28 protein-coding genes are annotated in these 24876 nt (G+C 57.1%); all 28 read left to right on the plus strand.

Features of this window, described 5'->3' with window-relative positions; genetic code table 11:
* The first annotated feature begins 3 nt into the window (after positions 1–3).
* Positions 4–702 (plus strand): DUF2786 domain-containing protein, encoded by a 699-nt coding sequence (locus CEK60_RS15895; protein WP_089039851.1) that lies wholly within the window; start codon positions 4–6, stop codon positions 700–702.
* Complete coding sequence (locus CEK60_RS15900; protein ID WP_089039852.1) at positions 699–1109, plus strand: hypothetical protein; 411 nt, start codon at positions 699–701, stop codon at positions 1107–1109. The genes CEK60_RS15895 and CEK60_RS15900 overlap by 4 nt, the downstream gene beginning before the upstream one ends.
* Positions 1106–1528 carry a gp16 family protein gene (locus tag CEK60_RS15905; protein ID WP_089039853.1) on the plus strand — a complete coding sequence of 141 codons (423 nt, stop codon included), beginning with the start codon at positions 1106–1108 and terminating at the stop codon, positions 1526–1528. Before CEK60_RS15900 ends, CEK60_RS15905 begins: the two co-directional genes overlap by 4 nt.
* Positions 1515–1943: a Mor transcription activator family protein gene (locus tag CEK60_RS15910; RefSeq protein WP_089039854.1), complete on the plus strand. Its 429-nt coding sequence runs from the start codon at positions 1515–1517 to the stop codon at positions 1941–1943. The genes CEK60_RS15905 and CEK60_RS15910 overlap by 14 nt, the downstream gene beginning before the upstream one ends.
* Before the next feature lie 28 nt (positions 1944–1971).
* Positions 1972–2226: a hypothetical protein gene (locus CEK60_RS15915; protein WP_089039855.1), complete on the plus strand. Its 255-nt coding sequence runs from the start codon at positions 1972–1974 to the stop codon at positions 2224–2226.
* 10 nt (positions 2227–2236) lie between these two features.
* Positions 2237–2566 carry a hypothetical protein gene (locus CEK60_RS15920; RefSeq protein ID WP_089039856.1) on the plus strand — a complete coding sequence of 110 codons (330 nt, stop codon included), beginning with the start codon at positions 2237–2239 and terminating at the stop codon, positions 2564–2566.
* Between the two features lie 159 nt (positions 2567–2725).
* Positions 2726–3088, plus strand: a complete 363-nt coding sequence (locus tag CEK60_RS15925) for a D-Ala-D-Ala carboxypeptidase family metallohydrolase (RefSeq protein WP_089039857.1) — start codon at positions 2726–2728, stop codon at positions 3086–3088.
* Between the two features lies 1 nt (position 3089).
* Positions 3090–3719 (plus strand): 3TM-type holin, encoded by a 630-nt coding sequence (locus CEK60_RS15930; RefSeq protein ID WP_089039858.1) that lies wholly within the window; start codon positions 3090–3092, stop codon positions 3717–3719.
* Positions 3720–3721: 2 nt separating this feature from the next.
* Complete coding sequence (locus CEK60_RS15935) at positions 3722–4057, plus strand: DUF2730 family protein (protein ID WP_089039859.1); 336 nt, start codon at positions 3722–3724, stop codon at positions 4055–4057.
* Positions 4057–4356, plus strand: coding sequence for a VpaChn25_0724 family phage protein (locus CEK60_RS15940; RefSeq protein ID WP_089039860.1), 300 nt, complete (start codon positions 4057–4059; stop codon positions 4354–4356). Before CEK60_RS15935 ends, CEK60_RS15940 begins: the two co-directional genes overlap by 1 nt.
* A gap of 13 nt (positions 4357–4369) precedes the next feature.
* Complete coding sequence (locus CEK60_RS15945; RefSeq protein ID WP_089039861.1) at positions 4370–4918, plus strand: DUF3486 family protein; 549 nt, start codon at positions 4370–4372, stop codon at positions 4916–4918.
* Entirely contained in the window at positions 4918–6441 is a 1524-nt protein-coding gene (locus CEK60_RS15950; RefSeq protein WP_089039862.1) for a terminase large subunit domain-containing protein, read from the plus strand. Before CEK60_RS15945 ends, CEK60_RS15950 begins: the two co-directional genes overlap by 1 nt.
* Positions 6435–8042 (plus strand): DUF935 domain-containing protein, encoded by a 1608-nt coding sequence (locus CEK60_RS15955; RefSeq protein ID WP_089039863.1) that lies wholly within the window; start codon positions 6435–6437, stop codon positions 8040–8042. Before CEK60_RS15950 ends, CEK60_RS15955 begins: the two co-directional genes overlap by 7 nt.
* Positions 8032–9198 carry a phage head morphogenesis protein gene (locus CEK60_RS15960; protein WP_089039864.1) on the plus strand — a complete coding sequence of 389 codons (1167 nt, stop codon included), beginning with the start codon at positions 8032–8034 and terminating at the stop codon, positions 9196–9198. The genes CEK60_RS15955 and CEK60_RS15960 overlap by 11 nt, the downstream gene beginning before the upstream one ends.
* Positions 9199–9310: 112 nt before the next feature.
* A complete protein-coding gene (locus tag CEK60_RS15965; protein WP_089039865.1) occupies positions 9311–9751 on the plus strand; it encodes a phage virion morphogenesis protein in 441 nt (146 codons plus the stop codon).
* Between the two features lie 188 nt (positions 9752–9939).
* Entirely contained in the window at positions 9940–10875 is a 936-nt protein-coding gene (locus CEK60_RS15970) for a hypothetical protein (RefSeq protein WP_157698048.1), read from the plus strand.
* Between the two features lie 68 nt (positions 10876–10943).
* Positions 10944–12050 (plus strand): phage protease, encoded by a 1107-nt coding sequence (locus tag CEK60_RS15975; protein WP_089039867.1) that lies wholly within the window; start codon positions 10944–10946, stop codon positions 12048–12050.
* 36 nt (positions 12051–12086) lie between these two features.
* A complete protein-coding gene (locus tag CEK60_RS15980; protein WP_089039868.1) occupies positions 12087–12524 on the plus strand; it encodes a hypothetical protein in 438 nt (145 codons plus the stop codon).
* Between the two features lie 14 nt (positions 12525–12538).
* Positions 12539–13441 (plus strand): Mu-like prophage major head subunit gpT family protein, encoded by a 903-nt coding sequence (locus tag CEK60_RS15985; RefSeq protein WP_089039869.1) that lies wholly within the window; start codon positions 12539–12541, stop codon positions 13439–13441.
* A 65-nt stretch (positions 13442–13506) separates the two neighbouring features.
* Positions 13507–13965, plus strand: a complete 459-nt coding sequence (locus CEK60_RS22420; RefSeq protein ID WP_089039870.1) for an HI1506-related protein — start codon at positions 13507–13509, stop codon at positions 13963–13965.
* A gap of 3 nt (positions 13966–13968) precedes the next feature.
* Positions 13969–14379: a gp436 family protein gene (locus CEK60_RS15995; RefSeq protein WP_089039871.1), complete on the plus strand. Its 411-nt coding sequence runs from the start codon at positions 13969–13971 to the stop codon at positions 14377–14379.
* 27 nt (positions 14380–14406) lie between these two features.
* Complete coding sequence (locus CEK60_RS16000) at positions 14407–14700, plus strand: hypothetical protein (protein ID WP_089039872.1); 294 nt, start codon at positions 14407–14409, stop codon at positions 14698–14700.
* A complete protein-coding gene (locus CEK60_RS16005) occupies positions 14700–15137 on the plus strand; it encodes a phage tail terminator protein (RefSeq protein WP_089039873.1) in 438 nt (145 codons plus the stop codon). The genes CEK60_RS16000 and CEK60_RS16005 overlap by 1 nt, the downstream gene beginning before the upstream one ends.
* A 2-nt stretch (positions 15138–15139) precedes the next feature.
* Positions 15140–16078, plus strand: coding sequence for a phage tail tube protein (locus tag CEK60_RS16010; RefSeq protein ID WP_089039874.1), 939 nt, complete (start codon positions 15140–15142; stop codon positions 16076–16078).
* A 58-nt stretch (positions 16079–16136) separates the two neighbouring features.
* Positions 16137–16472 (plus strand): hypothetical protein, encoded by a 336-nt coding sequence (locus CEK60_RS16015; RefSeq protein WP_089039875.1) that lies wholly within the window; start codon positions 16137–16139, stop codon positions 16470–16472.
* Positions 16473–16519: 47 nt separating this feature from the next.
* Entirely contained in the window at positions 16520–16837 is a 318-nt protein-coding gene (locus CEK60_RS16020; RefSeq protein WP_089039876.1) for a DUF1799 domain-containing protein, read from the plus strand.
* An 18-nt stretch (positions 16838–16855) separates the two neighbouring features.
* On the plus strand, positions 16856–23443 hold the full coding sequence (locus CEK60_RS16025; RefSeq protein ID WP_089039877.1) for a tape measure protein: 6588 nt from the start codon (positions 16856–16858) through the stop codon (positions 23441–23443).
* On the plus strand, positions 23440–24876 hold the full coding sequence (locus CEK60_RS16030) for a hypothetical protein (protein WP_089039878.1): 1437 nt from the start codon (positions 23440–23442) through the stop codon (positions 24874–24876). The genes CEK60_RS16025 and CEK60_RS16030 overlap by 4 nt, the downstream gene beginning before the upstream one ends.

The following is a 24876-nucleotide window of genomic DNA, read 5'->3' on the forward strand; positions in this document are numbered from 1 at the left end:
GAAATGGATAGCAAAGCGTTAGACAAAATCAAAAAGTGCCTACGGCTTGCCAAGTCGAGCAATGCCAATGAAGCCGCCGCCGCATTGCGCCAGGCGCAAAAGCTAATGGCAAAGCACGGTTTCACTACAGACGACGTCGCCATTAGCGATGTGGACAGCCACACCGCTAAAACAGGCGCGGGTAAAACGCCACCCGCATACGTCACCATGCTGGGCGCTATGGTCGCCAATGCCTTCGGCGCTGAGACGGTTTACCAGCAGGTTTACGACGGTGAGCGATGGTCGCTCAATGTGGAGTTCTACGGCTTAAACAGTGCTGCCGAAGTCGCAGGCTATGCATTTGAAGTACTAGGACGCCAGCTAAAGCGCGACCGCACCGCTTACTTGGCCACTCTAAATAAACGCCTGAAACGCGCCACCAAGGTGCGCCGTGGTGATCTCTACGCGCAAGCATGGCTCAACGCCGTATCCAAACAGGTAACGCGCCATCAGCGCACCGAGGCCGAAAATGCCATCGTGGAAGCCTACAAAGCCAAGCGTTGGAATGACCTGGAAACCCTGAAGCCTCGCGATAACACCAAAGGCATGCGCAGTCATGACCACAGTGCTATTCACCAAGGCTACCAGGATGGCAAGAAAGTTAGCTTCCACCAAGGCGTGAACGGCAGCCGCCACGCCCAGATCGGTGAGGTGGCGTCATGAATAAATGGAAGCAGTTAGAACAGCAGCTCTCGGGCGTCTTCGCCAGTGCAACGATCTTGGCTGACGGCTATGAAGTGTCTTTTTACAAACGTTTGGGCAAGGGTGAACGGCTGGTCATTGAGACCTACGTGGACGGTTATATCAAGGGGGAATGGTTTTCAACGGGTGAGAACGGAACACCCAAGCATCCCGAAGCGCGTTTCTTTCGTCCTCACAAATGCCGCCTGTACAAGCTGAAAGATTATTCGAAGCTCAAGCGGGTATTTGGCAAGAAAAAGGCCGACAAGATGGTGGAGCTTATAACAGTGGCATACGGCCCAGCGTGGAACAGCCCGCGCACGCTGATCAGCCACCTGAAAAAGAACTTCCCAGACCTGGAACTGGTGACTAGCGAGGTGGCGTCATGATCAGCAAAGGCAAGCTGGCCCAGATCCATATCGCCAAGGCGCAACTTGGCCTAAGCGATGAGGATTACCGCGCCATTCTCGCCCGCACAGCGGGCGTTAGCAGTGCCAAAGAACTCACAAATAAGACCGTGGGCGGCGTGATGTTTGAGTTTCGCCGCCTGGGTTTCCAGCCCAAGCCCGCCAAGCGTGCAGGCCGGAAGGCACCGCGCCCACCGCGCTCACGCCAGAACGTGATGAGCAAGATTGAAGCGATGCTGACCCACGCAGAACGCCCATGGGCCTACGCCGACAGCATGGCCAAGCGGATGTTCGACGTTGAGCGGGTGGACTGGTTAGACGATGACCAGCTACACCGCCTGATGACAGCGTTAATCATCGACGCAAAGCGTCAAGGACGGTACCCCGATGACCTCGCATAAGGTGGACAACCTAGATCTAGGCTTCGGCATTCCCGAAGATGCGCTGGACTACCTCGACCCCGAGATCCTAAAGAAGTGGCCACAAGGTTTATCGGACATGCTCACCGTTGTCGAAAACGCTCACATTCGCGCCGGTGATGAGCCGAAAGTAGCCCGCAGCCGCGCCTTTGCCGCAGTGCGTGCGATTAGCTCGTTCGCCGGTGGCCGTAGCCTTTACGTGCCCCAGGGGCGTCAGTTAGACCGCGCCCTGCGGGATCGGGAAATCTGGGAGCGACACACCGGCGACAACATCCCCCAACTGGTCGAGGACTACGACCTGACCGAAGCGCAGATCTATAGCATCCTCGGCGAGCAGCGCAAGCTCGCACGCGCCCGGATGCAATCTGATCTTTTCGGCGACAGAGCAAACGGCTAAGCTAGCCTCAACCAAGTTAGGAGCCCTCATGGAAACGTTAAACCCACAGCAGCTCAACCAAAGCCAAGCCATCCGCCGCGTACTGCTGACTCACCTTTACCAGCAGCGCCGCTCCACTCCTAAAGAGCCTTTTGTGTGGCGGCGTGATTTAGAAAACGCTGCGGGTGCGCCAGTGGAATTCGAGCTGGGCTACCTGTTAGAGCGTGGTGATATTAAGCAAGATGGCATCAAATACCGCATCACTGCCCAGGGCATTGACCGCGTAGAAAACGATAATAATTAGGGGAGCAATCATGAAAATACTCGCAGGGATCACAATTATCAGTGCCGCACTGCTGGCGGGCTGTGGCGCAAGCGCCGACATAGAAGAGAAGGCCAATCAGATCGCAGCGTTTTCTGAAGATGCTGATCTGCATCAAGAACAGTTTGCGGAAGCTATCAGCGACCTGAGTAAGAAAAAAAGTTGCAACATGGAATCCATGATTGAAGATGGAGCCGGTTTTTCTCGCGTTACAGGCGATAGCTTCTATTTCATTTATTGCGATTCCCCTGCTGACATCACCAATCGTTGGTACTTCGACCCCACAAATAATAAGCTTGAGCGTGTAAAAGCGGCCATATAGCCGTTTGAGTCATCACACAACAAACCCGCCTCGGCGGGTTGTTTGCTTTCTGGCCCTTCAAACTCCTAAACCGCTTGATTCCCGCCGCCTAGCCAATCCCCTCTAGCCTGAACCTCACTGCTCTGTGCTTTCGCTCACCCGCAATGAGGCTCTCTCGCCATGCCCCGTGACGACCTTTCTACTCATTTCAGCCGCCGTGAATTTGCCTGCAAATGTGGCTGCGGCTTCGACACCGTCGACCTTGAAACCCTGATGCTGCTGGAGGACATCCGCACCCACTTCGACGCCCCTGTTGTTATCAATAGCGGCTGCCGCTGTGCAACCTATAACCGCCGCGTGGGCGGTGCCACTAATAGCCAGCATGTGTTTGGCCGAGCTGCTGATATCCGTGTTCAGGGCATTTCACCTGACGTGGTGGCCGACTACGTAGAGGCCCAGCACCCCACCGCCAGCGTAGGCCGCTACAACACCTTCACCCACGTAGACACACGCACAAGCGGCCCCGCCCGCTGGGTCGGGTGATATGTCATTGCTCGACAGAATCGACACCCAGAAGCTAAGCCAGACCATCTCAACCGCCGCGCCGCTGCTTGGCTCACTGATCGGCACCCCGGCAACTGGGGCCGCCATCGGCATGATCGCCAAAGCGCTGGGTACCGATGCCAACCCGAATGCCATCACCCAGGCGCTCGGCGCTCCCACCGCCGCCATCAAGCTTCAAGCGTTTGAAAATGATCACTACCAGGCTATCACCCGCATGGTGCTAGAGGCGGAAACCGCCAGGCTATCCGAGGTCAACCAGACAATCCGCGCCGAAGCGGCAAGCAATGATGCCTACGTGCGCCGCTGGCGGCCTACCTACGGCTACCTCACGGCTGCTGCCTGGTTTATCCAGATGACCGGCTTCACTGTCATTCTGGGCGTGGTGGCATTTCGTAATCCCGGTGAACTTGCGTCGGTGGTCGGTGCCCTGGGGGCCGTTCTATCGGCACTGCTCGGCCTGTGGGGTATCGCCCTGGCGGTACTCGGCATCAACGTTTCCAAGCGCAGCGAAGATAAACAAGCCGCCGCTGGAGTGCCCCGCAAACCCGGTTTTATGGACGCCATCGCCACGCGTGTGAGCGGCGCTGCACCGCCCAAAAGGAGCCCGTAAACATGATCAACTGGGATGCCGCCAAGGTGCTGTTTGATATCAGCCAGGCGCTGTTCATGGCTGCAGTTGCGGCCTATGTGTACTGGACGAACAAGCACCGCGCCACCGGCACGGCCATCAAACAGGTCAATGAGCGGCTGGATGACGTGGATAAACATATCTCACGGCTGGAGCAAACGCTGGAGAACCGTCCTGGCTATAGCGAGATTGACCAGCTGCGCAGCGAAATGGCCACCATGAATCGAGGAGTGGCAGAACTTTCCGCCTCTATGAATGCCAGTAACGCCTTGCTGAACCGCCTGCACGAATACCTGCTGACGGAAAAAGGAAACCGATAATGAGCTTAAAAGACTTCGAAACCGAGGGCCGCCGCCTTGGCATCTTGCGCATTCTCTCGCGGCGAAGCCAGTTCACCACCAACGAATACAGCCTGAGTGATGAGCTTAAAGGTGCCTATGCGCATCACATCAGCCGCGACCGCCTCCATGGGGATCTGGCCTGGCTGGAAGAACAAGGCCTAGTGATTACCCAGCAGCCCCGCGCTGGCTGGGTGATCACGCTGACCGCCCGAGGCTCCGATTGTGCCGAAGGTCTGGCCCATGTACCTGGTGTTGCCAAACCTCGCCCCGGTCTTTGAGAGAGGTTGCCCCATGCCGCCACGCAATAAGGTCTTTGACCTACCCCAAGAGGTGCGCGAAGAGCTAAACGAAAAGCTTGTTAGCAGTGGCTTTCAGGGCTACGAAGCGTTAGCTGGCTGGCTCAGCGAGCGCGGTTATAACGTTTCGAAAAGCTCCGTGCACCGCTATGGCCAGGACTTGCAGGAAGAGTTCGAAGAGGCCATGGGCGATGTGCGTAAAACTACCGAGCTTGCCCGCGCGATGGCCAGTGAAGGCGAAGACGAAAGCGGCCACTTGATCGACGCTACTGCACGGATCGTGCAAGACCAGCTGCTGCGTATCTCCATCGCGATGCGTAAAGCTGAGCATGAACCTGACGTGGCAGCCAAGCACCTTAGCAGCGTGACCAAAGCCCTGGCCGATATTGGCCGTGTCTCGCTTAGCCAGAAGAAGTGGGCAAAAGAGCTGCGCGTGGAAGTGGCGAAAGAAGCGGCCGAGAAAGCGGAAACCAGCATGGCGACCCAAGGCATGAGCCGTGAAGCCATTGATTCCATCAAGCGCGACATACTGGGGATTGCCTGATGAGTACGGCATTGCCTGAATCCGTTCTGCTGCCTTACCAAAAGGCCTGGATCGAAGACGAATCGGACCTCAAGATTGCCGAGAAAAGCCGCCGCACCGGTTTAACCTGGGGCGAAGCCGCCGATGCCGTATTAACCGCGAGCAGCGCCAAAGCTGCGGGTGGTACCAACCACTTCTATGTCGGCTCTAACAAAGACATGGCTATCGAATTTATCGATGCCTGCGCCATGTGGGCAAAGGCGTTCAACCGCGCTGCCTCGCATATTCAGGAGGAGCTGTACCAGGATGAGGATAAAGACATCCTCACCTTCAATATCCACTTTGCCAGCGGCTTCAAGATCCAGGCGCTTAGCTCACGCCCCAGCAACATGCGTGGCCGCCAAGGTAACGTCACCATCGACGAAGCCGCCTTCCATGATCAGCTCGCTGAAGTGCTTAAGGCTGCGCTAGCTCTCACCATGTGGGGCGCGAAGGTGCGTCTGATCAGCACCCACAACGGCGTCGAGAACGTTTTCAATGAGCTAATCCAAGACAGTCGTGCAGGCAAGAAAGGTTACTCGGTACATCGCATCACGTTAGACGACGCCTGCGAGCAAGGCCTATACCAGCGTATTTGCCAAGTGGGAGGCAAGACCTGGTCCCAAGAAAAGGAAGATGCCTGGAAGGCCAAATTGTTGCGCGAGACGGCTACTCGGGAAGATGCGTTAGAGGAGTACTACTGCGTGCCCAAGGCAGGCGGCGGTGCTTACCTCTCCCGCGCCATGATCGAAGCGCGCATGGTCGATGCCCCAGTTATTCGTTTTGAAGGCAGCGCCGAATTCAACGCGGTACCGGAGCACTACCGTGCCCTAGAGATAGCCGACTGGTGCAATGAACACCTGCTGCCTCTGCTGGAAAAGCTAGACCCGCATTTAACCCACTGCTTCGGTGAAGACTTTGGCCGCAGTGGCGATTTAACCGTGATTGCCCCCATGGCCATCACTCAGCAGCTTGTGCGCCAGGTGCCGTTCCTTGTCGAGCTACGCAACGTGCCGTTCAAGCAGCAAGAGCAAGTGCTGTTCTTCATCGTTGACCGCCTGCCACGCCTACAGGGTGGCGCGCTGGACGGTCGCGGCAACGGCCAGTACCTGGCAGAGCAGGCCGTTGAACGCTATGGCAGCATTGTGGAAGTGGTCATGCTTTCCCAGAGCTGGTACCTCAACAATATGCCGCCATTCAAAGCGGCGTTTGAAGATGAGCTGATCAGCCTGCCCCGCGATAGCCACGTGGTGGATGACCTGCGCGCCCTGCAGGTGATCAAGGGCGTTCCCAAACTACCCGATGCTAAAACCGGCGACAGCAAAGACCGCCACGGCGATGCCGCCATCGCGCTAGCCATGGCGTACTACGCCAGCCTAATGGATGTAGCCCCCATCGAATTCACCCCCGCGCCCCTGCCTGGCAGCCGCCAGGACGACGACAGTGACGACATTGACATGAACAGTTTTGGCGGTTTTAAAAACACAGGAGGCGGCGCATGGTAAGCCCAGCAAAGAAGTATCGGCGTAATTTGATCAAGACGAATAGCCCTGCGCTGAAAGAGCAACAGACCAACGACGCCCGCATTGGTCAGCTCAAAAGAGAGTTTGCCGAGCACCCCACCAAGGGGCTAACCCCTGCGCGGTTGTACCAGATCCTTGAGGCTGCTGAGCAAGGCGACCTCAAAGCGCAAAGCGAGCTGTTCGACGATATGGAAGAGAAGGACGCCCAGATCGGCGCGGACTTAGGCAAGCGGAGACAGCTAGCCGCCGAGCTAGAATGGCAGATCGTACCGCCAGACGGTGCAGACGCACGCGAGAAGAAAGCCACGGAACACGCCATTGAAGTGTTCAGCGCGCTGGAAGTCGAAGATCTTATTCTTGATCTAGGTACCGGCATCGGCCACGGCTGGGCAAACCTCGAATTGACCTGGAACCGCGACGGTGCCCTGCGCTATATCGAGCAGCCCACGCTGCGCCCCCATAGCTGGTTCAGGCTTCACCCAGACGACCAGAACTGCATCACGCTACGCGATAACAGCGCGACCGGGGCGGAGCTATGGCCATTGGGTTGGGTTCAACACCGCCACCGCGCCAAATCCGGTTACGTCGCCCGCATGGGCCTGCACCGCATGCTCGCTTGGCCATATTTATTCCAAAATTATGCGTTAGGCGACCTAGCGCAATTGCTAGAAATCTACGGGCTACCGGCTCGTATCGGCAAATATCCCAAAAACGCAACCGAAAAAGAGAAAGCCACATTGCTGCGCGCTGTCGTCACGCTGGGCCAGAATGCCGCCGGGATAATCCCAGACGGCATGGGCATTGAGTTCATGGAAGCCGCTGGTAAGGGTGCGTCTGCCAATCTCTACACAGCGATGATGAACTGGTGCGAGCGCGCCAAAGCCAAGGCGATCTTGGGCGGTACACTGACAAGCGGCACCGGCGAGGGCACGAACACAAATGCGCTGGGCAATGTGCATGAACGCGGGCAAACCAGCCTGATACGTTCTGACGTGCGCCAGTACGCAGGCAGCATCGGTAAAAACATCATATGGCCCATGGCCGCGCTCAACTTCGGTATTGATAAGCCCAGCCGCGCCCCGCGCTTCTTTCTCGATACAGGTGAGACCGAGGATCTTGAGCGCCTCTCTAAAAGCTTGCCTACATTCGTGGACATGGGCGCGAAGATCCCGCTGTGGTGGCTGCATGAGAAAAGTGGCATACCGAAAGCGCAGAAAGGCGAAGACGTTCTTATGCCAAAGGCAGCGCCAAGCCCCTTTGGCGCTCTACGTTTGGCACAACCGAACCAGCCACTGGCGGCTCTACGCCAAGCGCCTACCCAGCCGGGACAACCCAGCTACTACCGCGACGCCACCCTCGGCCAGCTCGACGACCAGGCGCAGCCGATCGTAGACGGCTGGGTTAACCAAGTGCAGCAGCTCGCCGAGCAAGCGGAAAGCTTAGAGCAGCTGCAAGAGCTGATCACAGCCGCTTTCGATGACCTTGACGAATCAGTGCTTGCAGAGGTGATGGCCACCGCGTTTGAGGCCGCTGATCTTGCAGGCCGTGCAACGGTCGATGAGGAAACCGGTAATGCCGATTAGCGCCCAGTTCAACCGCCCGTTCGCAGAGCAAACCGAGTTCTTCCGTAACAAGCTGAACCTGCCCACCACCCGCTCTGGACAAATTACCCGCGACCAAAACGACGCGGCGTTTGTTGTCGCGGGCGCTACGAAAGCCGACCTGCTGGCGGATCTTCGCGGCGCGGTCGATGATGCGATCAGCAAAGGCCAAAGCCTCGGTGAGTTCCGAAAGCGGTTTGAAGAGATCGTTGCCAAACGCGGGTGGACCGGCTGGACAGGCGAAGGCTCAAAAGCAGGCCGTGCCTGGCGTACCCGCCTTATCTACAAGACGAATCTCGATACCAGCTACGCCGCTGGCCGCTGGGCACAGATGACCGACCCGGATGTGGTGCGCCTGCGCCCCTATTGGCGTTACGTGCATAACACGGTAGAGAACCCTCGTGTTCAGCACAAGCGGTGGCACAACCTGGTATTACGCGCTGACGATCCGTGGTGGCAAACCCATTTCGCGCCCAACGGCTTCGGCTGTAACTGTGGTGTCGAGACGTTAAACGAGCGTGGCCTGAAACGCCTGGGCAAGGAAAGCCCGGATAGCGCACCCAACGACGGCACCTATGAACACGTCGATAAAAGCACCGGCGAAGTCATCACAGTGCCAAATGGCCTGCAACCCGGCTGGGATTACGCCCCAGGACAAACCGCGACCGAGCGTGCCATCGCTGCCAGGTTGAATCGGCTGGACAGCGTTGATGCAACGATCGCTAGAGAGAACGTTGCGCAGTTAGTCGAAGCGCCGTTATTCAACCGCTTTTGGAATAGCGAAGTACGCGGTGAATATCCGGTGGCGGTGGTACCGCCCGTAGAGCGCCAGGTGTTAGGGGCAGAAAGCCCCGTTGTGCTGCTCTCACAAGAGAGCCTAACGGCGCACAAGGTCAGCCACCCCGAAGTGGGGCTAGAGGACTACCGGCGGATACAACAGATATTAGATGAGGGCGAGGTATATCAGCGCGACGGAGAGCCAGGGCGAATGATTTATTTAGCCTTGGGCGACCGCCTTTATAGGGCAGCGCTTAAACGTACGGCGGACCGCAAGAAGAACTATTTTTTAACGCTATTTGTGGTCAGCGATGAAGCGGCGGAGCGGAACGTAAGAGCAAAAATGCAGCGGCTACGGTAGTGCGGGATAAGCGCACAGCTGGTTCGTCATCCCCAGATACCTCATCTGCTTTCGCAGGGTACACCAGACGAATATTGGTCTCATGCGCTTAATAACAGTATAGGAGAGAATCATGGGTACCATCAACGCCAACACAGAGGTCGTCGAGCGGGCCATTACCGAGCTGCTCAACAAAGGTGAGGATCTGACAGCGGCGATGAAGAGCATCGGTGAAGAGATGACCAACCGTACTCAGCAGCGGTTTAGGGACAAAGAAGCCCCCGACGGCACGCCGTGGGCCGCTAACTCTCCCGTCACTGAAAAGCGCAAAGGCCATGATCGCGTGCTGGAAGGCGAAAGCAAACAGCTCGCCAAGCAGTTTAGCTATAGCGCTTCAAGCGATGGCGTCGAATGGGGTAGCCTGATGATCTACGCCGCTATGCAAAACTTTGGCGGTACCAAAGCAGAGTTCCCCCACCTCTGGGGCGATATACCAGGCCGTGAGTTTATCGGCCTCTCCGATGACGATGAAGACGAAGTGTTGGGCATCCTCGCCGACCACCTAAGCCTCTAACCGCCATCCCGCAACGCGCCCCTGTAAGCGCCGCTAAGGCGTTACCCGCTACGTTGGCCTGACTTTTGCGCCAGAGGCGCGTTAGACCCGCGTTAGATTTTGATTAAGCGCGCTTAACGCCAGGGTATTAGAAGGCTATAGTGCCCATTGAGAAAAATAAACGCCAATGGACATGCAGCGGGGAACATGTGACCAATACTGATAGCGGCCAAGAAACATATTTCGCAGAAATTCCACTGCGGCTCTACTTTTCTACGGAAGAGCCGATTGCAATCAAAGATATCGCCACGTCGCTGCTCGCACTGGAAAAGCTGACCAAACGCTTTCCTGAAATGCTAGAGAAGCTGACCCAAGTCGAAATCAATGGCTACGAACTTAGAGTTGAAAGGCTTGAGACAGGCAGCCTGATAGAAGATTTCATAATGAAGGTTTACTTTGGCAGCCCAGAACAAGAACAGGCTTTCAGAGAATTCCTGGAGAATCACCCCATGGGTAAAGCCATTAAGGTCGGTATTGCAGGAATAGGTGTACTGATAGTCATTAGCCACCTGATGCTGCTTTATAAAGCTTTTGCTGGAGACGACAGCCCATCTATCCAAGCTAATCACAATACGATTATACAGATTAGCTCTGAACAGCTCGGCATCACGCCAGAAGAAGTCATTGAGCTGGCCGAAGTCGCGACTGAAGGAAATCGCAAACAACTATTTTCGGCTGCGAGAGATGTTCTGCGTCCAGTTGAAGGCCATCAAGGTGCGACTGTGGTAGCCCCTGGGATTGAAGGTGTACCGCCAGTTTCTCTATCTTCAGAAGCGTTGTCTGAAGTCCCCTATGATGCTGACTTAAATGCAGATGAGCGGGAATTTGAATATGAAAACGTGCCGCTTGAGATACGTGCGCTTGATCGCGATAAAACTGATTCTGGTTGGTGGGGTGTTCTTCCAGGCGCGGTAGGTGATAAGCGCTTAAGGCTCTATTTTGATGGTGTCGATATGGATGCTATAGCTTTCCGTCCTGTTGTACATGTTGATGCTACGGTTACTTATCGAAGTGATTTCAACCAAGCAACGCTGGTGCCTAAGCATATAACCATCACCCATATCTACCCGGCACAGCAGCAATAGCCCCGATATAGAAAACTCCTAAAGCGCTTTAAATCCACGCCCTGCCCTAAGCCCCCGATCATGGGGGCATGACTACACACAGCCTTCAAACAAAGCCCCGCGTCGCTGCTTGCGCTCTCCGAGTGCAGCTCACTGACGACAAGACGCGCCTGATGCCTGCTGGCACCTTCCACGTACCGCGTGGGGCTGCAATAGGCTCAGGACCCTGGAACCTCTCTGCCGAACAGGGTCAGGCGATTATCAGCCTCGCGGCTGCGCGCAGTACCGACATCGCCATCGACTACGAACACCAAACCCTGTACGCCGAAAAGAACGGCCAGCCCGCGCCAGCGGCTGGCTGGGTCGACCCCCGCTCGCTTGAATGGCGCGACGACGGTTTGTACGGCGCGGTGGCCTGGACGGCTGCCGCCCGTGCCCAAATTGCCGAAGGCCCCAATGGCGAGCCGCCAGCCTATCGCTACCTCTCCCCCGTATTCCCGTATGACGCCAACGGCGTGCCGTTAGATCTACTGCACCTGGCGTTAACCAACACCCCAGCCATTGATGAGGGCGCGGCACAGCTTGCCGCTGCTCGGATGGCGATTACCCATGACGTCAATGACGACCAGGAGATCGACACCGTGAAACGTGAGCAACTGATTCAAACCCTCGGCTTGGCCGCTGAAGCAACCGATGAGCAGATCGACACCGCGATCGCCGCGCTAAAAGCAGGCGACGCTGATGCTAAGGCGCTGCGCCAAGCACTCGGTGCAAAAGACGATGCGCAACCTGCTGAAGCCGTGGCAGCCCTTAAAGCTTCAAGCACTGCCGCCGCACCCGATATGAGCCAGTACGTGCCCGTGGCCGTGTACCAAGAAACCACTCAGCAACTGGCCGCGCTAAAAGCGAACAGCAACACCGCTGAGCTGGACGCACTCATCAAAGAAGGCCTGGAAGATGGCCGCATCCCCGGCCAAGCAACGGCGGACTGGCTTCGTGTGCAAGGCATTGCCGCCTGCAAAGCCCACCTGGAAGGCGCGCCCAGCATCGCCGCACTAAAAACCACCCAGACCCAGGGCAAGCCGCCGGAGGGCAAAGACACCAAAGGCGACGGCAAGCTAAACGAGACCGAGCTGGCGGTGTGCAAGACGATGAACCTAACGCCCGAGCAGTACCGCGCCGCCAACCCAGCGTAACCGCTCTCCCGACTCAACACGCAAGAGGACACGCACGTGACCGCTGCAACCCAAACCCGAAACACCCCGCACCGCTTAGGGCTGTCCCGTGGCCATCTGGTCGCGGCGGCTGCCGAGTGCTTCGCGGGCACTATCGCCGTCATCAATGGCGATGGCTTTACCGAGCCAGGCACTACCGCCACCGGCCTGACCGCTGCCGGAGTGTTTGAGCACTACCAGGACAACACCGCCGGGGGCGATGGCGACCAGGTCGTGGAAGTGAAGCGCGGCAACTTCCGCCTGGATAACTCTGCCGGTGCCGATGAGATCACCGCCGCCGATATCGGCAAGGTCTGTTACATCGTCGATAACCAGACCGTGGCTAAAACCGACGGCACAGACACCCGCTCCCTCGCTGGCATTGTCGACGACGTCGACGATGCTGGCGTGTGGGTCAACATCGACCCGACTAACGGCGTGGCCGCTAGCGCGTAATAAGGACTGCCTACATGAATCTTACCCAAGCCAACTTGAAGGTGCTGTTCCAGGCCTACAACGCTGCCTTCCAGCAGGGCTTTAGCTCAATGGGGGAACAGGCAGCGCTTTATGAGCTGTTCTGTACCACCGTGCCAAGCACCACTGCCGTGGAGGTGTACCCGTTCCTCAAGAGCCTACCGCGCATGCGCGAATGGCTGGGCGATCGCGTCATCCACAGCCTGGAAGGCGCGGCGTTCAGCATCAAGAACCGCAAGTTCGAGCTGACCGAAGGCGTGCCACGGGATTCCGTAGAAGACGACACCTACGGTCTGTGGTCACCCATCTTCCAAGAGTTTGGCCGTAGCTCACGTGAGCACCCCAATGAACTCGCCGTGGAAGTGCTGGAGCAAAACCCCGAGTGCTACGACGGCCAGCCGCTGTTTGATACCGACCACCCGGTGCTGGATAAGTCGGGCAAAGAGATCTCGGTCAGTAACGACATGGGCGGCACAGGCGACGCCTGGTACGTGATGGACAACACCCGTGTGATCAAAGCGGTCATGTTCCAGAAGCGCCGTGATTACAACTTCCGCTCCATTACCGATCTCAACGACACGCAAGTGTTTATGACCGACAAGTTCCTGTTCGGCGCAGATGCCCGCGTGAATGGCGGGGCCGGCCTTTGGCAGCTCGCCGTGCGTTCTCGCAAGCCGTTTAACGCCGAGAACTACGAAGAAGCACGCCAGGCACTGACGAAGCTGAAAGGCGACTACGAACGCCCGCTGGCACTGCGTCACTCGCACACCATGGTGCCTAACTCCATGGAAGGCGCTGCCCGTGCCGTGTTGCAAAGCCAACTCGCAGCAGGCGGTGAAACCAACAAGTGGGCCAACACCTCGACGCTGGTGTTGAACCCCTGGTTAACCAGCGCTTAACGGCACGTTAAACCGCCTACCGCAGTGCCTGCTCTTGCGGGCACTGCGCAACGGAGAGCACCACCATGGCAACACGTAAAACCACCGCGCCGAAGGCTAAACAGGCAGCCCCGACGAAAGCGGAAGCGCCCAACGCTGAGCAGGAAAGCCAAGCGGACGCAAAGGCGACCGAGCCAACGCCTGAGAAGGTGTCGGAAACTCCCACGCCCAACGATGCCGTAACACCGGACGCTGAGCAGATCTCGACAGATAGCACGCCTACCGAGATCCAGGGTGACACCGTCACGGGCGATGGCACCGGCAAGGCGCTGCCGCCGATGGAGGAAACGCCAGGCGTTTTCGTGCGCACCAAGCGGCGCATCAAAAGCCGCCGCCGTGCAGGCTTCCGCTTCAACCGTGAAGGTGTGGGCATTGCGCTAGAACTGCTCAGCGAAGAGCAGCTCCAGCAGCTGCGCGCTGACCCAGCCCTGGAAGTGGAAGACTGCACCTTACCGCTGGCTGAAGCCGAAAGCGAAGAGGTTTAACCCATGCCCTACTGCACGCAAGCGGATCTCATCGAGCGGTTTGGTGAAAACGAGCTGCTCGCCATCGCCCGCGATGAATCGGGCACCGCAATCGATACCGCTGTTGTTGAGCGGGCATGTGATGACGCAAGCGGCGAGATCGACGGTTATGTGAGTGCAGCGGGCTACCCCGTGCCGCTGTCGCCAGTGCCCCGCATTGTGACCGCGTATGCATGCGATATCGCCCGTTACCGACTCTACGACGAACACGCTACCGACCAAGTACAGAAGCGCTACGACGACGCGGTGAAGTTCCTCAAGTCGGTATCCCGTGGCGAGGTCCGCCTGGGTATCTCGACCGGCCAAGGAAGCAGCAGCGCGGGCAGCGTGCAAATGAACTCAGGCCGCCAAGTATTCAACGGCGGTGGCTTCTAGCCCCACAACGATCGGAGACCACAGACCATGAGTGCCAAACAGACCACTAAAGCAGCTGCTGATAAGGACGCTGAGAAGAAAGAACTGGTGCCGCGCAAAGACGTAACAGTGCGGGTGAAGACAAAATCACCCGGCGTAAAGCGCCAGGTGTGCGGCGTGATCCTCACCAACGAATGGAAGCACCTGACGTTGGATGACCGAGGCAGCGCCTACAAAGCGCTAGCACGCGACCCGGCCATTGTGATGGAGCATTCACCACCGCCGGTGAAGGAAGTGGCCAACGCTGACGCGCAACCCAGCAAAGAGAAAGAGGCCAAGTAATGCTCTCTCTCACGCCCTGGCTTGAACGGCTAAACGCCACCGACGGGTTGCCTACCGTGCTGCTGGCAGCGGATGTAGAAGCCGCCAAAAGCAATACGCAGCTACCCAACATGATGCTGGTGCTAGGCCGTGAAACCGTTAGCCACGGGCCAATGAGCAACCAGGCGCGCCACCGCGTAAAAACCGAGGTGCTGCTGGTCACTGGTATTCGCCGCCGCAACCAGCCGTTAGGGCCGGTAGCAACAGCGGGTGAAGACGAACTGGCGAGCCTTCGGCAGCCTGCCCTGGAGCAGTTAATTAACTGGATGCCGCCAAGTTGCGACATCCCCGTGAAATGGCAGCGCGGCCAGCTATTGGCCCTACAAAGCCACGCCCTATTTTGGGCCGACGTGCTAACCGCCGAATACTGGTGGCCACTTGAGGAGAATTCCCCGTGACTATGAAAACGAACCGTCGGGCAATGCGATTCGCCCTGGAATCAGAATACAACGATGGCACCACCACGCCCGAAGCGGCCACCGATGCCATCTTGATGCGCGAGATTTCCGTCACCCCGTTATCGGGCAGCAACATCGCCCGCACTTTTGTCCGCCCCTACTACGGCAACTCGCCGCAAGCGCCCGGCGAAAAGCATGTGGAAGCGGTCGTTGAAGTGGAATTAAACACCAGTGGTGAGCTGGGCACGCCGCCGCCATGGGGCAAGCTGCTGCGCGCCTGTGGCTGGAGTGAAGTGATTGAGCCAGGCGAGCGCGTGATCTATTCGCCGGTTTCGGAGGACGAGGACTCCGGCGTTTTCTTCGCCAATATTGATGGCAACTTGCATAAAGGTCGTGGTGCGCAGGGCACCCCTGCATTCACTGTCAACGCTGAAAACATGCCAGTGATCCGTTTCACCTTCAGCGCATTGATCAGCCCCGTGACAGCTGAACAGTTGCCTAACGTCACGCTTAGCCACTGGAGAGACGCGTTGGCCGTTAACTCGCTCAATACTGAGCCGCTGGAATTCATGGGTGCCACCGTACCGTTTAACCAGTTCTCGCTGGACATGTCAGGTCAGGTTGTTCATAGCAAAAACGTTGGTGCTAACGATATCCACATCACCGGACGTTCACCGTCGGGTCAGTTGACTATTGAAGATCCGGGTGTTGGTGCCGTGAATTACTTCGAGTTGTCACAAAACGCGCAGACCGGGCCGCTCAGGCTCGTACATGGAAAAACACCAGAAGACAGAATCGAGATCATTCAGAAAGAAGTGGGCATTGAGTCGCCAACGTATTCGGATCAAGACGGCATCCAGATGCTGTCCATCAACTACATGCCCGAACCTGTCGACGGCAACGACGAAGTCGTGGTCGTTGTGGGTAATCCTATTCCTTAAACACCGCCCAAGCGGCGGTTAACCAGCGTTTCATACTCAATTAACCAGGAGAAATACCGTGTCCGACAATGTTTATACCGTCAATGTAAACCGCACCTATCAATACCCCGTCAACCTCACCGTGTATGACGAAAACGGCAAGGAAAATACCGGCAAGTTCTATGCGACATTCAAGATTTTACCGTCGGATAAGAGCCGCGAATTGCCCGAAGACACGCTGCTACTCGACGAGGTGTTGATGGGTGTCAGCAAGATCGCTCTGAAAGACAACGATGGCAAAGTCCTTGAAGGCGAGGAGCAGCTGCATGCCGCCAAGAACGATCCTGCCATCAGCGTCGCACTGATCAGTGCCTATCAAGAGTCCGTCACAAAAAAGAACCGTGGGCGAATCTAGTAGACGCTGGCAAACACTGGGCTGAGGCCAATACGGCTCAGCCCAACTTGGTCAAGGATGACCTGGCTGCATTGGGCATCACCCTCGGCGGAGAGCTAGCCGAAGAAGCCGAGAAAGCGGCAGCCGAGCCGGATCAGTTCGCGGTACTGCCAGAAAACTGGGACGCCTTGCAAATATTTCTGCGCTGCTGCCGACAGTGGCTATTCAGGGGCATGGAAGGCAAACGCGAGGCGCTAGATGTGCAAGCAGTAGTCAGCGTTATCAGCCTCTACCAGCTCCCCCCAGAACAGCAACTTGAGCGGCTTGATCAAGTGCAACTGATCGAACTAGGCGCGCTCAGCGTTATGAACCAACCCCGCAACTAACCGTTAGAAGGCCTAGCTTTGAACAACAATCTAACGCTTAGCGTCAAGCTCACCGGCGATGGCAAGCAGCTCTCGGGCACCCTGCGCAATGCGCAGGGTGAAGTGCGTGAGTTTGGGGACGTCAGCGTTAGAGACAACGCACGTGCTACAAGCGCCTTCCAGCGCACTGAGCGAAGTGTAGGCACTGTCAATAACCAACTGAATGAAATGAACCAGGTGGGCCGTGCTGCCCGCAACACACTGCTGGCCCTGGGCGGTGCCATTAGCGTGCGTGAAGTGATTGGGTACTCAGACGCATGGACGAACGCTGAGAACCAGTTACGCCAGGTCACTGGCACATCCGCAGAGTTGTCAGCGATCCAGGGGGAACTGGTCGACATTGCCCGTGAGACCCGTTCTAGCTATGCCGCTAGCGCGAATCTGTATGCTCGACTTGCTCGCTCAACGACTGAGCTAAATCTCACCCAAAAGGATCTGCTAGGTCTCACCACATCTATCAATAAAAGCTTCGCCACTAATGGCGCGACAGTGCAGGAAGCTACAGCGGCCATTACCCAGCTGTCTCAAGGTCTAGCCGCTGGCGCACTTCGTGGTGATGAATTTAACAGTGTTGCTGAACAAGCGCCTGGCATCATGCGAGCGATTGCCGAATCGCTCAATATGACGATTGGTGAGCTGCGAGAGTTTGCGTCGGAAGGCGGTATTACCGCTGAAATCGTGGTCAACGCCTTACAACGGGCAAGCGATACGATTGATCAAGACTTCGCTAAAACCATTGCTACATTCAGCCAAAACTTGGAAGTAGCACGCACTAACCTAATGCAGTGGATCGGCACCAGTGGAGAAGTGACAACAGCGGTTGATACGTTAGGCGGCAGTGTTGTAACTGTCTCAGAACATCTGGATGAGTTGGTGACGGTTGCCCAAGTGGGCGCGGTTCTACTTGCTGGTCGCTATACCGGTGCGTTAGCAACAGCCACCACCGCCTTGGCCGCTAAAACCACTGCCGCGATTGCGGATATGCGCCAAAGTGCGCTGGCAGACGCTCAGGAACAGGGCCGTATCGCAACGATCGCTAGGCGCACTGCCGCTGAGCAGTCGGCTAACGCCTCGACAGCTCAATTGGCTGCTCAGCGAGCAGCCGCCGACCGTGCAGCGATTGCCCAAGATGCTCAGCGCCTGGTATCTACTCAAGCCGCTTTAGCAGCGGAACGTGCGCTAGAGACGCAACGCTTGCAGGCACAGATCAGTGCTACTGGCAGAATGCTATCGCATACACGTCTAGCCGAAATTCGCGCCTCTGAAACAGCTATTACCAACCAATTAACGGCGGCCAATGCGCGCCTCACTCAAGCAGAAGCGGCTGAAGTTTCTGCTAAGCGACTGGCGACAGCGGCGAGTGTCGAGAAAGCGCGGGCTGATACAGTTGCTACCGCTGCTATGGGCGGCTACATCTCTGCAGCAAGAGCCGCCACAACCGCAAATTCTCTACTGGCCGCATCGGGTCGAGCAGCTGCTGGGGCATTGGCCCTGGTCGGTGGCCCTGTAGGTGCTGCGGTCATCGCTGCTGGTGCCATCTACTACTTCCGAGACGAACTAGGGCTTACCGTTCCCAAAATCGACGCTAATACCACTGCGGTCAACAGGCTTACTAATGGGCTCGATAATATGAGCCAAGCCGCTGCCCAGCTAACGCTAACATCGTTGGTGGGTCAGCTTGCACAGCTAAAGGCCCTGGCTGAAGTCACTAATGAAACCATTCAGGAAGTTCAAAAGGATGATGTGACTCCCACTACTGGCGGCTTTCTGGGCTACAGCGGCGAAGAGCTGTTACGTCAAAATGAAGCGTTCACTGAAATTGGAGAGACCAGCCGCGAAACCAAACAAGAGATAGCGAATGTAGAGGCCGCTATCGCTCTGGTTGAGGACCGCCTTGGTACGCTCGGCGAACGCAACCGCGAAGTTGAGCCAACTATTACCAATGTAGGTGATGCCAGCAAAGCGGCTGCGGACAAAGCCAAAGAGCTTGCCAAATCCACCGAAGCACAAGCCGACGCGCTGGAAGACCTCTACAACCGACTGATCCCAGGCCGCCGCGAAACCGTCCAGCTAGCGCGAGACATGCAAACGCTAACGCTGGCCATGGCGATGGGCACCGGCAATATCGGCCAGAACATCCAAGCGATAGGCTTGCTCCAACAGCAGTATATTGAAGCCCAGAACGATACCGACGACCTTGCCGATAAAACCGTTAAAGCCGCCTTCACCATGGAAGGCGCCTGGGACGAAGTACGCTTGAACGGCCTGCGCCGTTTAGATGATGGTTTTGGAGACCTTTGGGAAGGCGCCATAGACGGCAGCTTGAACGCTGGCGAGGTCATGAAACGCGGTTTAAATCAAACACTGGCTGAAATGGCTCAGATGACCTTCAGTCGACCAATCACTGTGCAGTTGGCCACTAGCATGGGCTTTGGTGGCAGTTCAAGCGCTGGTGGTCAGCCAGCTGGAGGCTCTCAATCTTTCGGCGGCATGCCATCGCTCAGCGGAATGATGAACGGTAGCGGCGCGATCGCTAACGCTTACCGCGCTTTCCAAGGCACCGGCTCTACATACGCAGGTACCTTCGGCAGCGAGCTAGCTGTTCAAACCGAAGGCGGCCTACGCGCTGGCTTTAAGTCATTTGCGGCGAGCGGCCTCGGCAATGCAGCTCTTGGCATCGGTGGCGGGCTTGCTGGTGGTTATGCAGGCACAGCCATCGGCAGCGCCGTTTTTGGCAAGAATGCTAATTCCAACTATGGCGCAATGGGCGGCGCGGCACTGGGCCAGGCGTTGATTCCGATACCTGGACTGGGTGCGGCCATTGGCGGTGCACTGGGTGGCGTTGTCGATTCGCTGTTTGGTTCTAGCAAAAAGACCTTCGACTTTGACTTTAAACAGGGCGGCAATTACGGCGTATTTGGCGACCGACAAGGCGCGCTTGGCGACTTTGGAGTTACGTCCTTTAGTGACTTCAAGATGGATCAGCAAGACGAACTGCAAGAGCTTATGAACAGCATTGCGGACTTTGATAACGTCCTAGCTGCTGCCGCCATCCCTGATCGCTTACATGCGATGAAAGAGAGCGTAGACGGTTTTGCGTACTCTGGCCCTGAAGGGCTATTTGATGCTCGCCTGCGTGAAATTATCGACGGTTCCGGCGCTTATGTAGAAAAGGCCATCGCCGCGATCGCTGACCCTGAGCAGATGGCTAACGCCTTTGTGTCGGTTCTCAATCTTGAGCGCATCACCCAATCGCTCAACGCGCAGATTCAGAGCGATGTGGTCGGGCATCTTGAAGCGAATACTGGCGATATTCAGGGCACTGCAGCGAGCCTCACCCAAGCGATCAACGCCACCGTGCTGCTCGGAAATAGCGCACAGCGCCTGAACCTCCAGTTTGATGACACAGCAGGCGGTGCCATCCATTACGCGTGGTCGATGCAGGAAGCTGTCGGTGGCATGGAATCGCTCAACAACATGAGCAACAGCTACTTCCAGAACTACTTTACGGCGGCAGAACGCGAGGCTATGCATCGCGAAGAACTGACGCGCAGCATGCAAGAGCTGGGGTTTGAATTACCCAAAACGCGCGATGGCTTTAGAGAGCTGATGGAGGCTCAGAACCTAAACACAACTGCTGGGGTACAGAACGCCGCTGCTCTGATGCAGTTGGAGGGGGCATTTGCACAGCTGACCCCTGCCGTTAGTGAAGTTGGAGACGCGGTTAGAAGTACAAGTGACATCCTCCAGGAACGCGCCCAACTAGAGCGTGAACTGTTACAAGCACAGGGCGACACCAACGCGCTTCGGCAGCTCGATCTCGAAGCACTGGATGAGTCCAATCGTGCCCTGCAACAGATGGTCTGGGCAGAGGAGAAAGCCGCAGAAGATCGGCGCGAAAGGGAGCGTCAGGCAGCTCAAGATCAGCGCGATGCAGCGGCGGCTGCCCGCGACGCGGCCCAAGCATACGCGGACGCCATTCGAACAGCAGAGCAAGCGGTTCAGTCTGCAAAACAGCAGGTCCAGCAGTCCTATCAGCGGTTTGATCAACAATCCTTTGATCTACAGATCAACTACCTAGAACTGCTGGGTGATGGCGAGCAGGCGCTGGCCATGCAGCGCGAACGCGAGCTGCAAACCATTGATGACTCGCTGCGTCCCTTCCAGGAACGTCTGTGGGCGCTGCAAGATGAAGCCAAAGCCCAGCAGCAGGCGCGTGAAGCCTCACGCAACTACGTCTCAGAGCTGGAGCGCGTACGCGGCGAACTCTCCGGCGCAATGGGCAATATCAACGGCTGGATTGATCAGCAGAACGCCACATCCGGCACGCCTGAGATGAACTTGGCTAACGCCCAGGAACAACTGGCACGCCAGCTAGTGCTCGCTGAGAACGGCGACCGCAGCGCGCTCCAGGGCATCACGCAATACGCGGATCGTGTGCTGCAAGCCAACGACGCCTATAACGCCAGTTCAAGCGCTGGCCAGCGGGTTGAATCAGACGTTATCAATGCGCTGAAGGGTTTGCCGAAAGCGCTGAGCGCTGAAGAGTTTTTAGCAAAAGAGATCACAGATAAGCTCGGCGAAGTCATAACGTCATTCGATGACATGATCAAACTGAGCCTTGCCGACGAGATCGAGCGCGCTGTTTTTGCCAGCCAGTACACGATCGGCACCCTGATCGACTTCGCAGTGGGCAGCAACGACCTGCCCGAAGACCTGCGTACCGTGCTTGGCAGCCAGGCGCATCGCCTGGACTCCACTATCAACTACTTGATCGGCACGAACGAGCTTGATCAAGACGACCGCGCCCTGGCGCTTAATGTCAGCAACAACCTGGTGAGTACGGTTGATCAGTTGCTGGGGAGCGAACTCACATGGACAGATAAGCGCCTGGCGCTGAACACGACTAACACGCTGAGCAGCACCATCGATCTAACCCTCGGCAGCGATGTGTCAAAAGAAACGCGAAAACTAGCGCTGCTTAACGGCAATACGCTGATCGCAACGATTGATGCTGTTCAGTCGCCGCGTATTACGGCGGATACCCGCGCACTGGCGCTGAACCAGACCAATTCCATTGCCACCGACGTTAACGCGCTGCTGTCGTCAACTATCAGTGCAGACGCAAAAGCACTGGCGTTGAACGCATACAACGATATCGCGACAACGGTACACACCATCATCGCCAGCGACAGCTCTGCCGCTGCGATGAACATGGCGCTGAACAGCACAAACACGATTCGCACTTTTGTGCGTGGCCTTGAGCATCGGTTAACCGATGAAGATGCCAAGGCTATGGCGCTGAATAGCAGTAACACCCTGACAGCAACGATTCAGGGCGTGATGGCGTCAAGCATCGACGATAACGCTAAAAAACTAGCGCTCAGCAAAACCAATCAGCTCACAACCACGATTAAAGCCGCGCTCGCCGATGGACAGCTATCGCGTGATGAACGCCGGTTGATTGATACGCAGTCTGAGACTGTCGTCAAAACCCTCAAAACAAGCGGCGGGTTGAATCTAACAACGGATGAATGGGCCGTGATCAACGCCGCTAGCGGCACCCAGCGGTTGCAGCTGCTAGCAGACGTGGCGTTTGGGCGTACCGATCTAGACCACTTAAAGGATATTGACGACAACACTAAGCCGCTTGCAGAACGCGCTCAGAATCAGCTAGCACGGCTCAATGGGTTAGTCAGAGAGATGACTGAATCAACTAGCCAGCTCGTCGATTTAAACGGCTCAATGATTAGCCTCAGCGATGCTATCGCTCAGCTGCGCAGTGTGATGTCGAGCAGAGCGTCAGAAACGTCGGTGCGCGATGCGGCAAACGCCACAGTTGGAAAGCTAACTGGCGTAGAGAGCAAGGCGAACAGTTCAGCGATATCGAATCGCTCAATTGCTGATTTTTTCAAGCGTGCCGGTAACCCGAATTGGGGCCTACGGGTGTCGATGTCGTACCACCAAGACGTGGCCGCTGTTAGGTCGTTTGGTTACCACGCAGCTAAAGAAATGCGTAACGAGTTTAACTCAAATGGTCTTCGCGTTGCGATTGGCTGGGGGCACTCGCTCAGTGGCATTAACGCTCTCGCCAGTGCGTGGCGTAATCAATTCAAATCACTGGGAGTTCAAGGCTTCGCGCTCGGTGGCACATTCTCTTCCGGAGTTCAGGCATTTGCAAACGGCGGTGCCTTCACAAATCAGGTCGTATCGTCGCCAACACTCTTCAACATGGGCCTGATGGGCGAAGCGGGCCCTGAAGCCATTATGCCGCTGACACGCCACAGCAACGGGTCTCTGGGTGTGCGTGCAGAGCTACCTGCTCTACCAAGTTTCCCGCTGTTGGGTAAAAACGACGTGGCTGACCTGCTACGCGATCTTAAACGCGAAGTCGCTGAACTGAGAAAGGAAAACGCCAAGCTACAGGGCGAAAGCAACAAGCATTTGGCCGCTGCCAACAACCAGCGCGGAGCGGCGGCAAAAGGCCAGATCGGCGCAATCGAGCGCGGCAACAAGATGCTGAAAAAGCTCGAAGAGGATAAGCGAATGCAGGTGGCCAAACGATGAAAACGTGGACGCTGACCATTCAAGCGCTTGACGAAGAGAGCCAGCCGCAAACGCTTCGTTTCAGCCTCGGCATTTATTTGGATGCGGAAGATAATTTTTACGACCCACGTATTCAGCAGCCCGGATTATACGAAGCAGGCCTCTACGCGGGCCAGCTGCTAAGCCAGAGTCGCTCTGGCTACGGTGAGACGACGCTGATTAATACTGACGGCGGGCTTGATTATTTGGCCGACTACGCCGTCGATGGCCGTGAGATGGTGCTGGCATTTGATGACGTTCCCCAGGTCATCGGCACTGTCGCACGCCTGGCGTATTCTGAAGATGAAGTCTCCGTGGTACTGCGTGACCCGCTGGAGCCACTGCGTTCGCCGCACCCAATGGAGGTTTATGAGGGCGATAACGTGCTGCCTGACGGCTTGGAAGGCACCCAGGACGACATCGCGGGCGAGCCCAAGCCGCTCGTGCTTGGCGAAGCGCCTAATGCCACGCCCATTCAGGTCAACACAGCAAAGCGGATCTACCAGGTATCGTCGCTTGCAGACTGCACCGTCACAGCTGTCTATGACCGAGGCGTCGCGCTCAACAACGGCGGCGCGTACACAAGCCTGGCAGAGCTGCAAAGCACCGCACCGGAGCCGGGAGAGTTCCGCGCTTGGCAGGGCTATCTCCGCTTGGGTGATAGCGCGTCGGGCACGCTAACTGTCGATGCCGAACAATCCGACCCACGTGCCGGTGCGGTTGCTCAGGCGTTAGCCACGGCACGCGGCTACACACTGCATGCCAGCGATATAACAGCACTCAACGCCTACGGTGCGGTGCGTTTCTATATCACAACCGAAACCGACACCTTGGCGCTGCTCGACCGCATCGCAGAAAGCATTGGTGGTTGGCTGGCCGTGCAAGCTGACCAGGTACTGCGCTTGGGCATCTGGGAAGCGCCGGAACCCACCGAAGACGCCATTCGTGACTATGCCATTCAAACCGTGAGCCGCAGCGCCACAGGTGCCGGTGATAACGGCCTGCCTGTGTGGCGCGTCACTATCGACTGCGACCGCATAGAAACCGTACAGCCGGATCTTGAAAGCAACGTTTCCGACGCCCGCCGGGCGCGTCTAGCCAAGCAAACACGCCGCGTGGTTGCCACCGACCAGGCCGTGCGTGACCGCCACCCTCTCGCCGGTGAGATCACGATCAACAGTGTGTTAGCCAGTTACTCGCAGAGCCAGACAGTTGCCGACCGCGTGCTAGATCTGCTCAGCGTCCGCCGCGATACCGTCACCGTCGAAGCCTTGGAATCCCCGCTTCCCGCAGTGGGCGGCAATCTCACGCTGATCACGCCACGGCAGGGCTACGGCGCAGGGCGAGCGATGCGCGTGACGGGCTACCGGCTCAACGCTGAAACCGATGAACTAACACTCAACCTGTGGGGCTGA

This window comes from Halomonas sp. N3-2A, from assembly GCF_002216165.1.
Classification (GTDB): domain Bacteria; phylum Pseudomonadota; class Gammaproteobacteria; order Pseudomonadales; family Halomonadaceae; genus Vreelandella.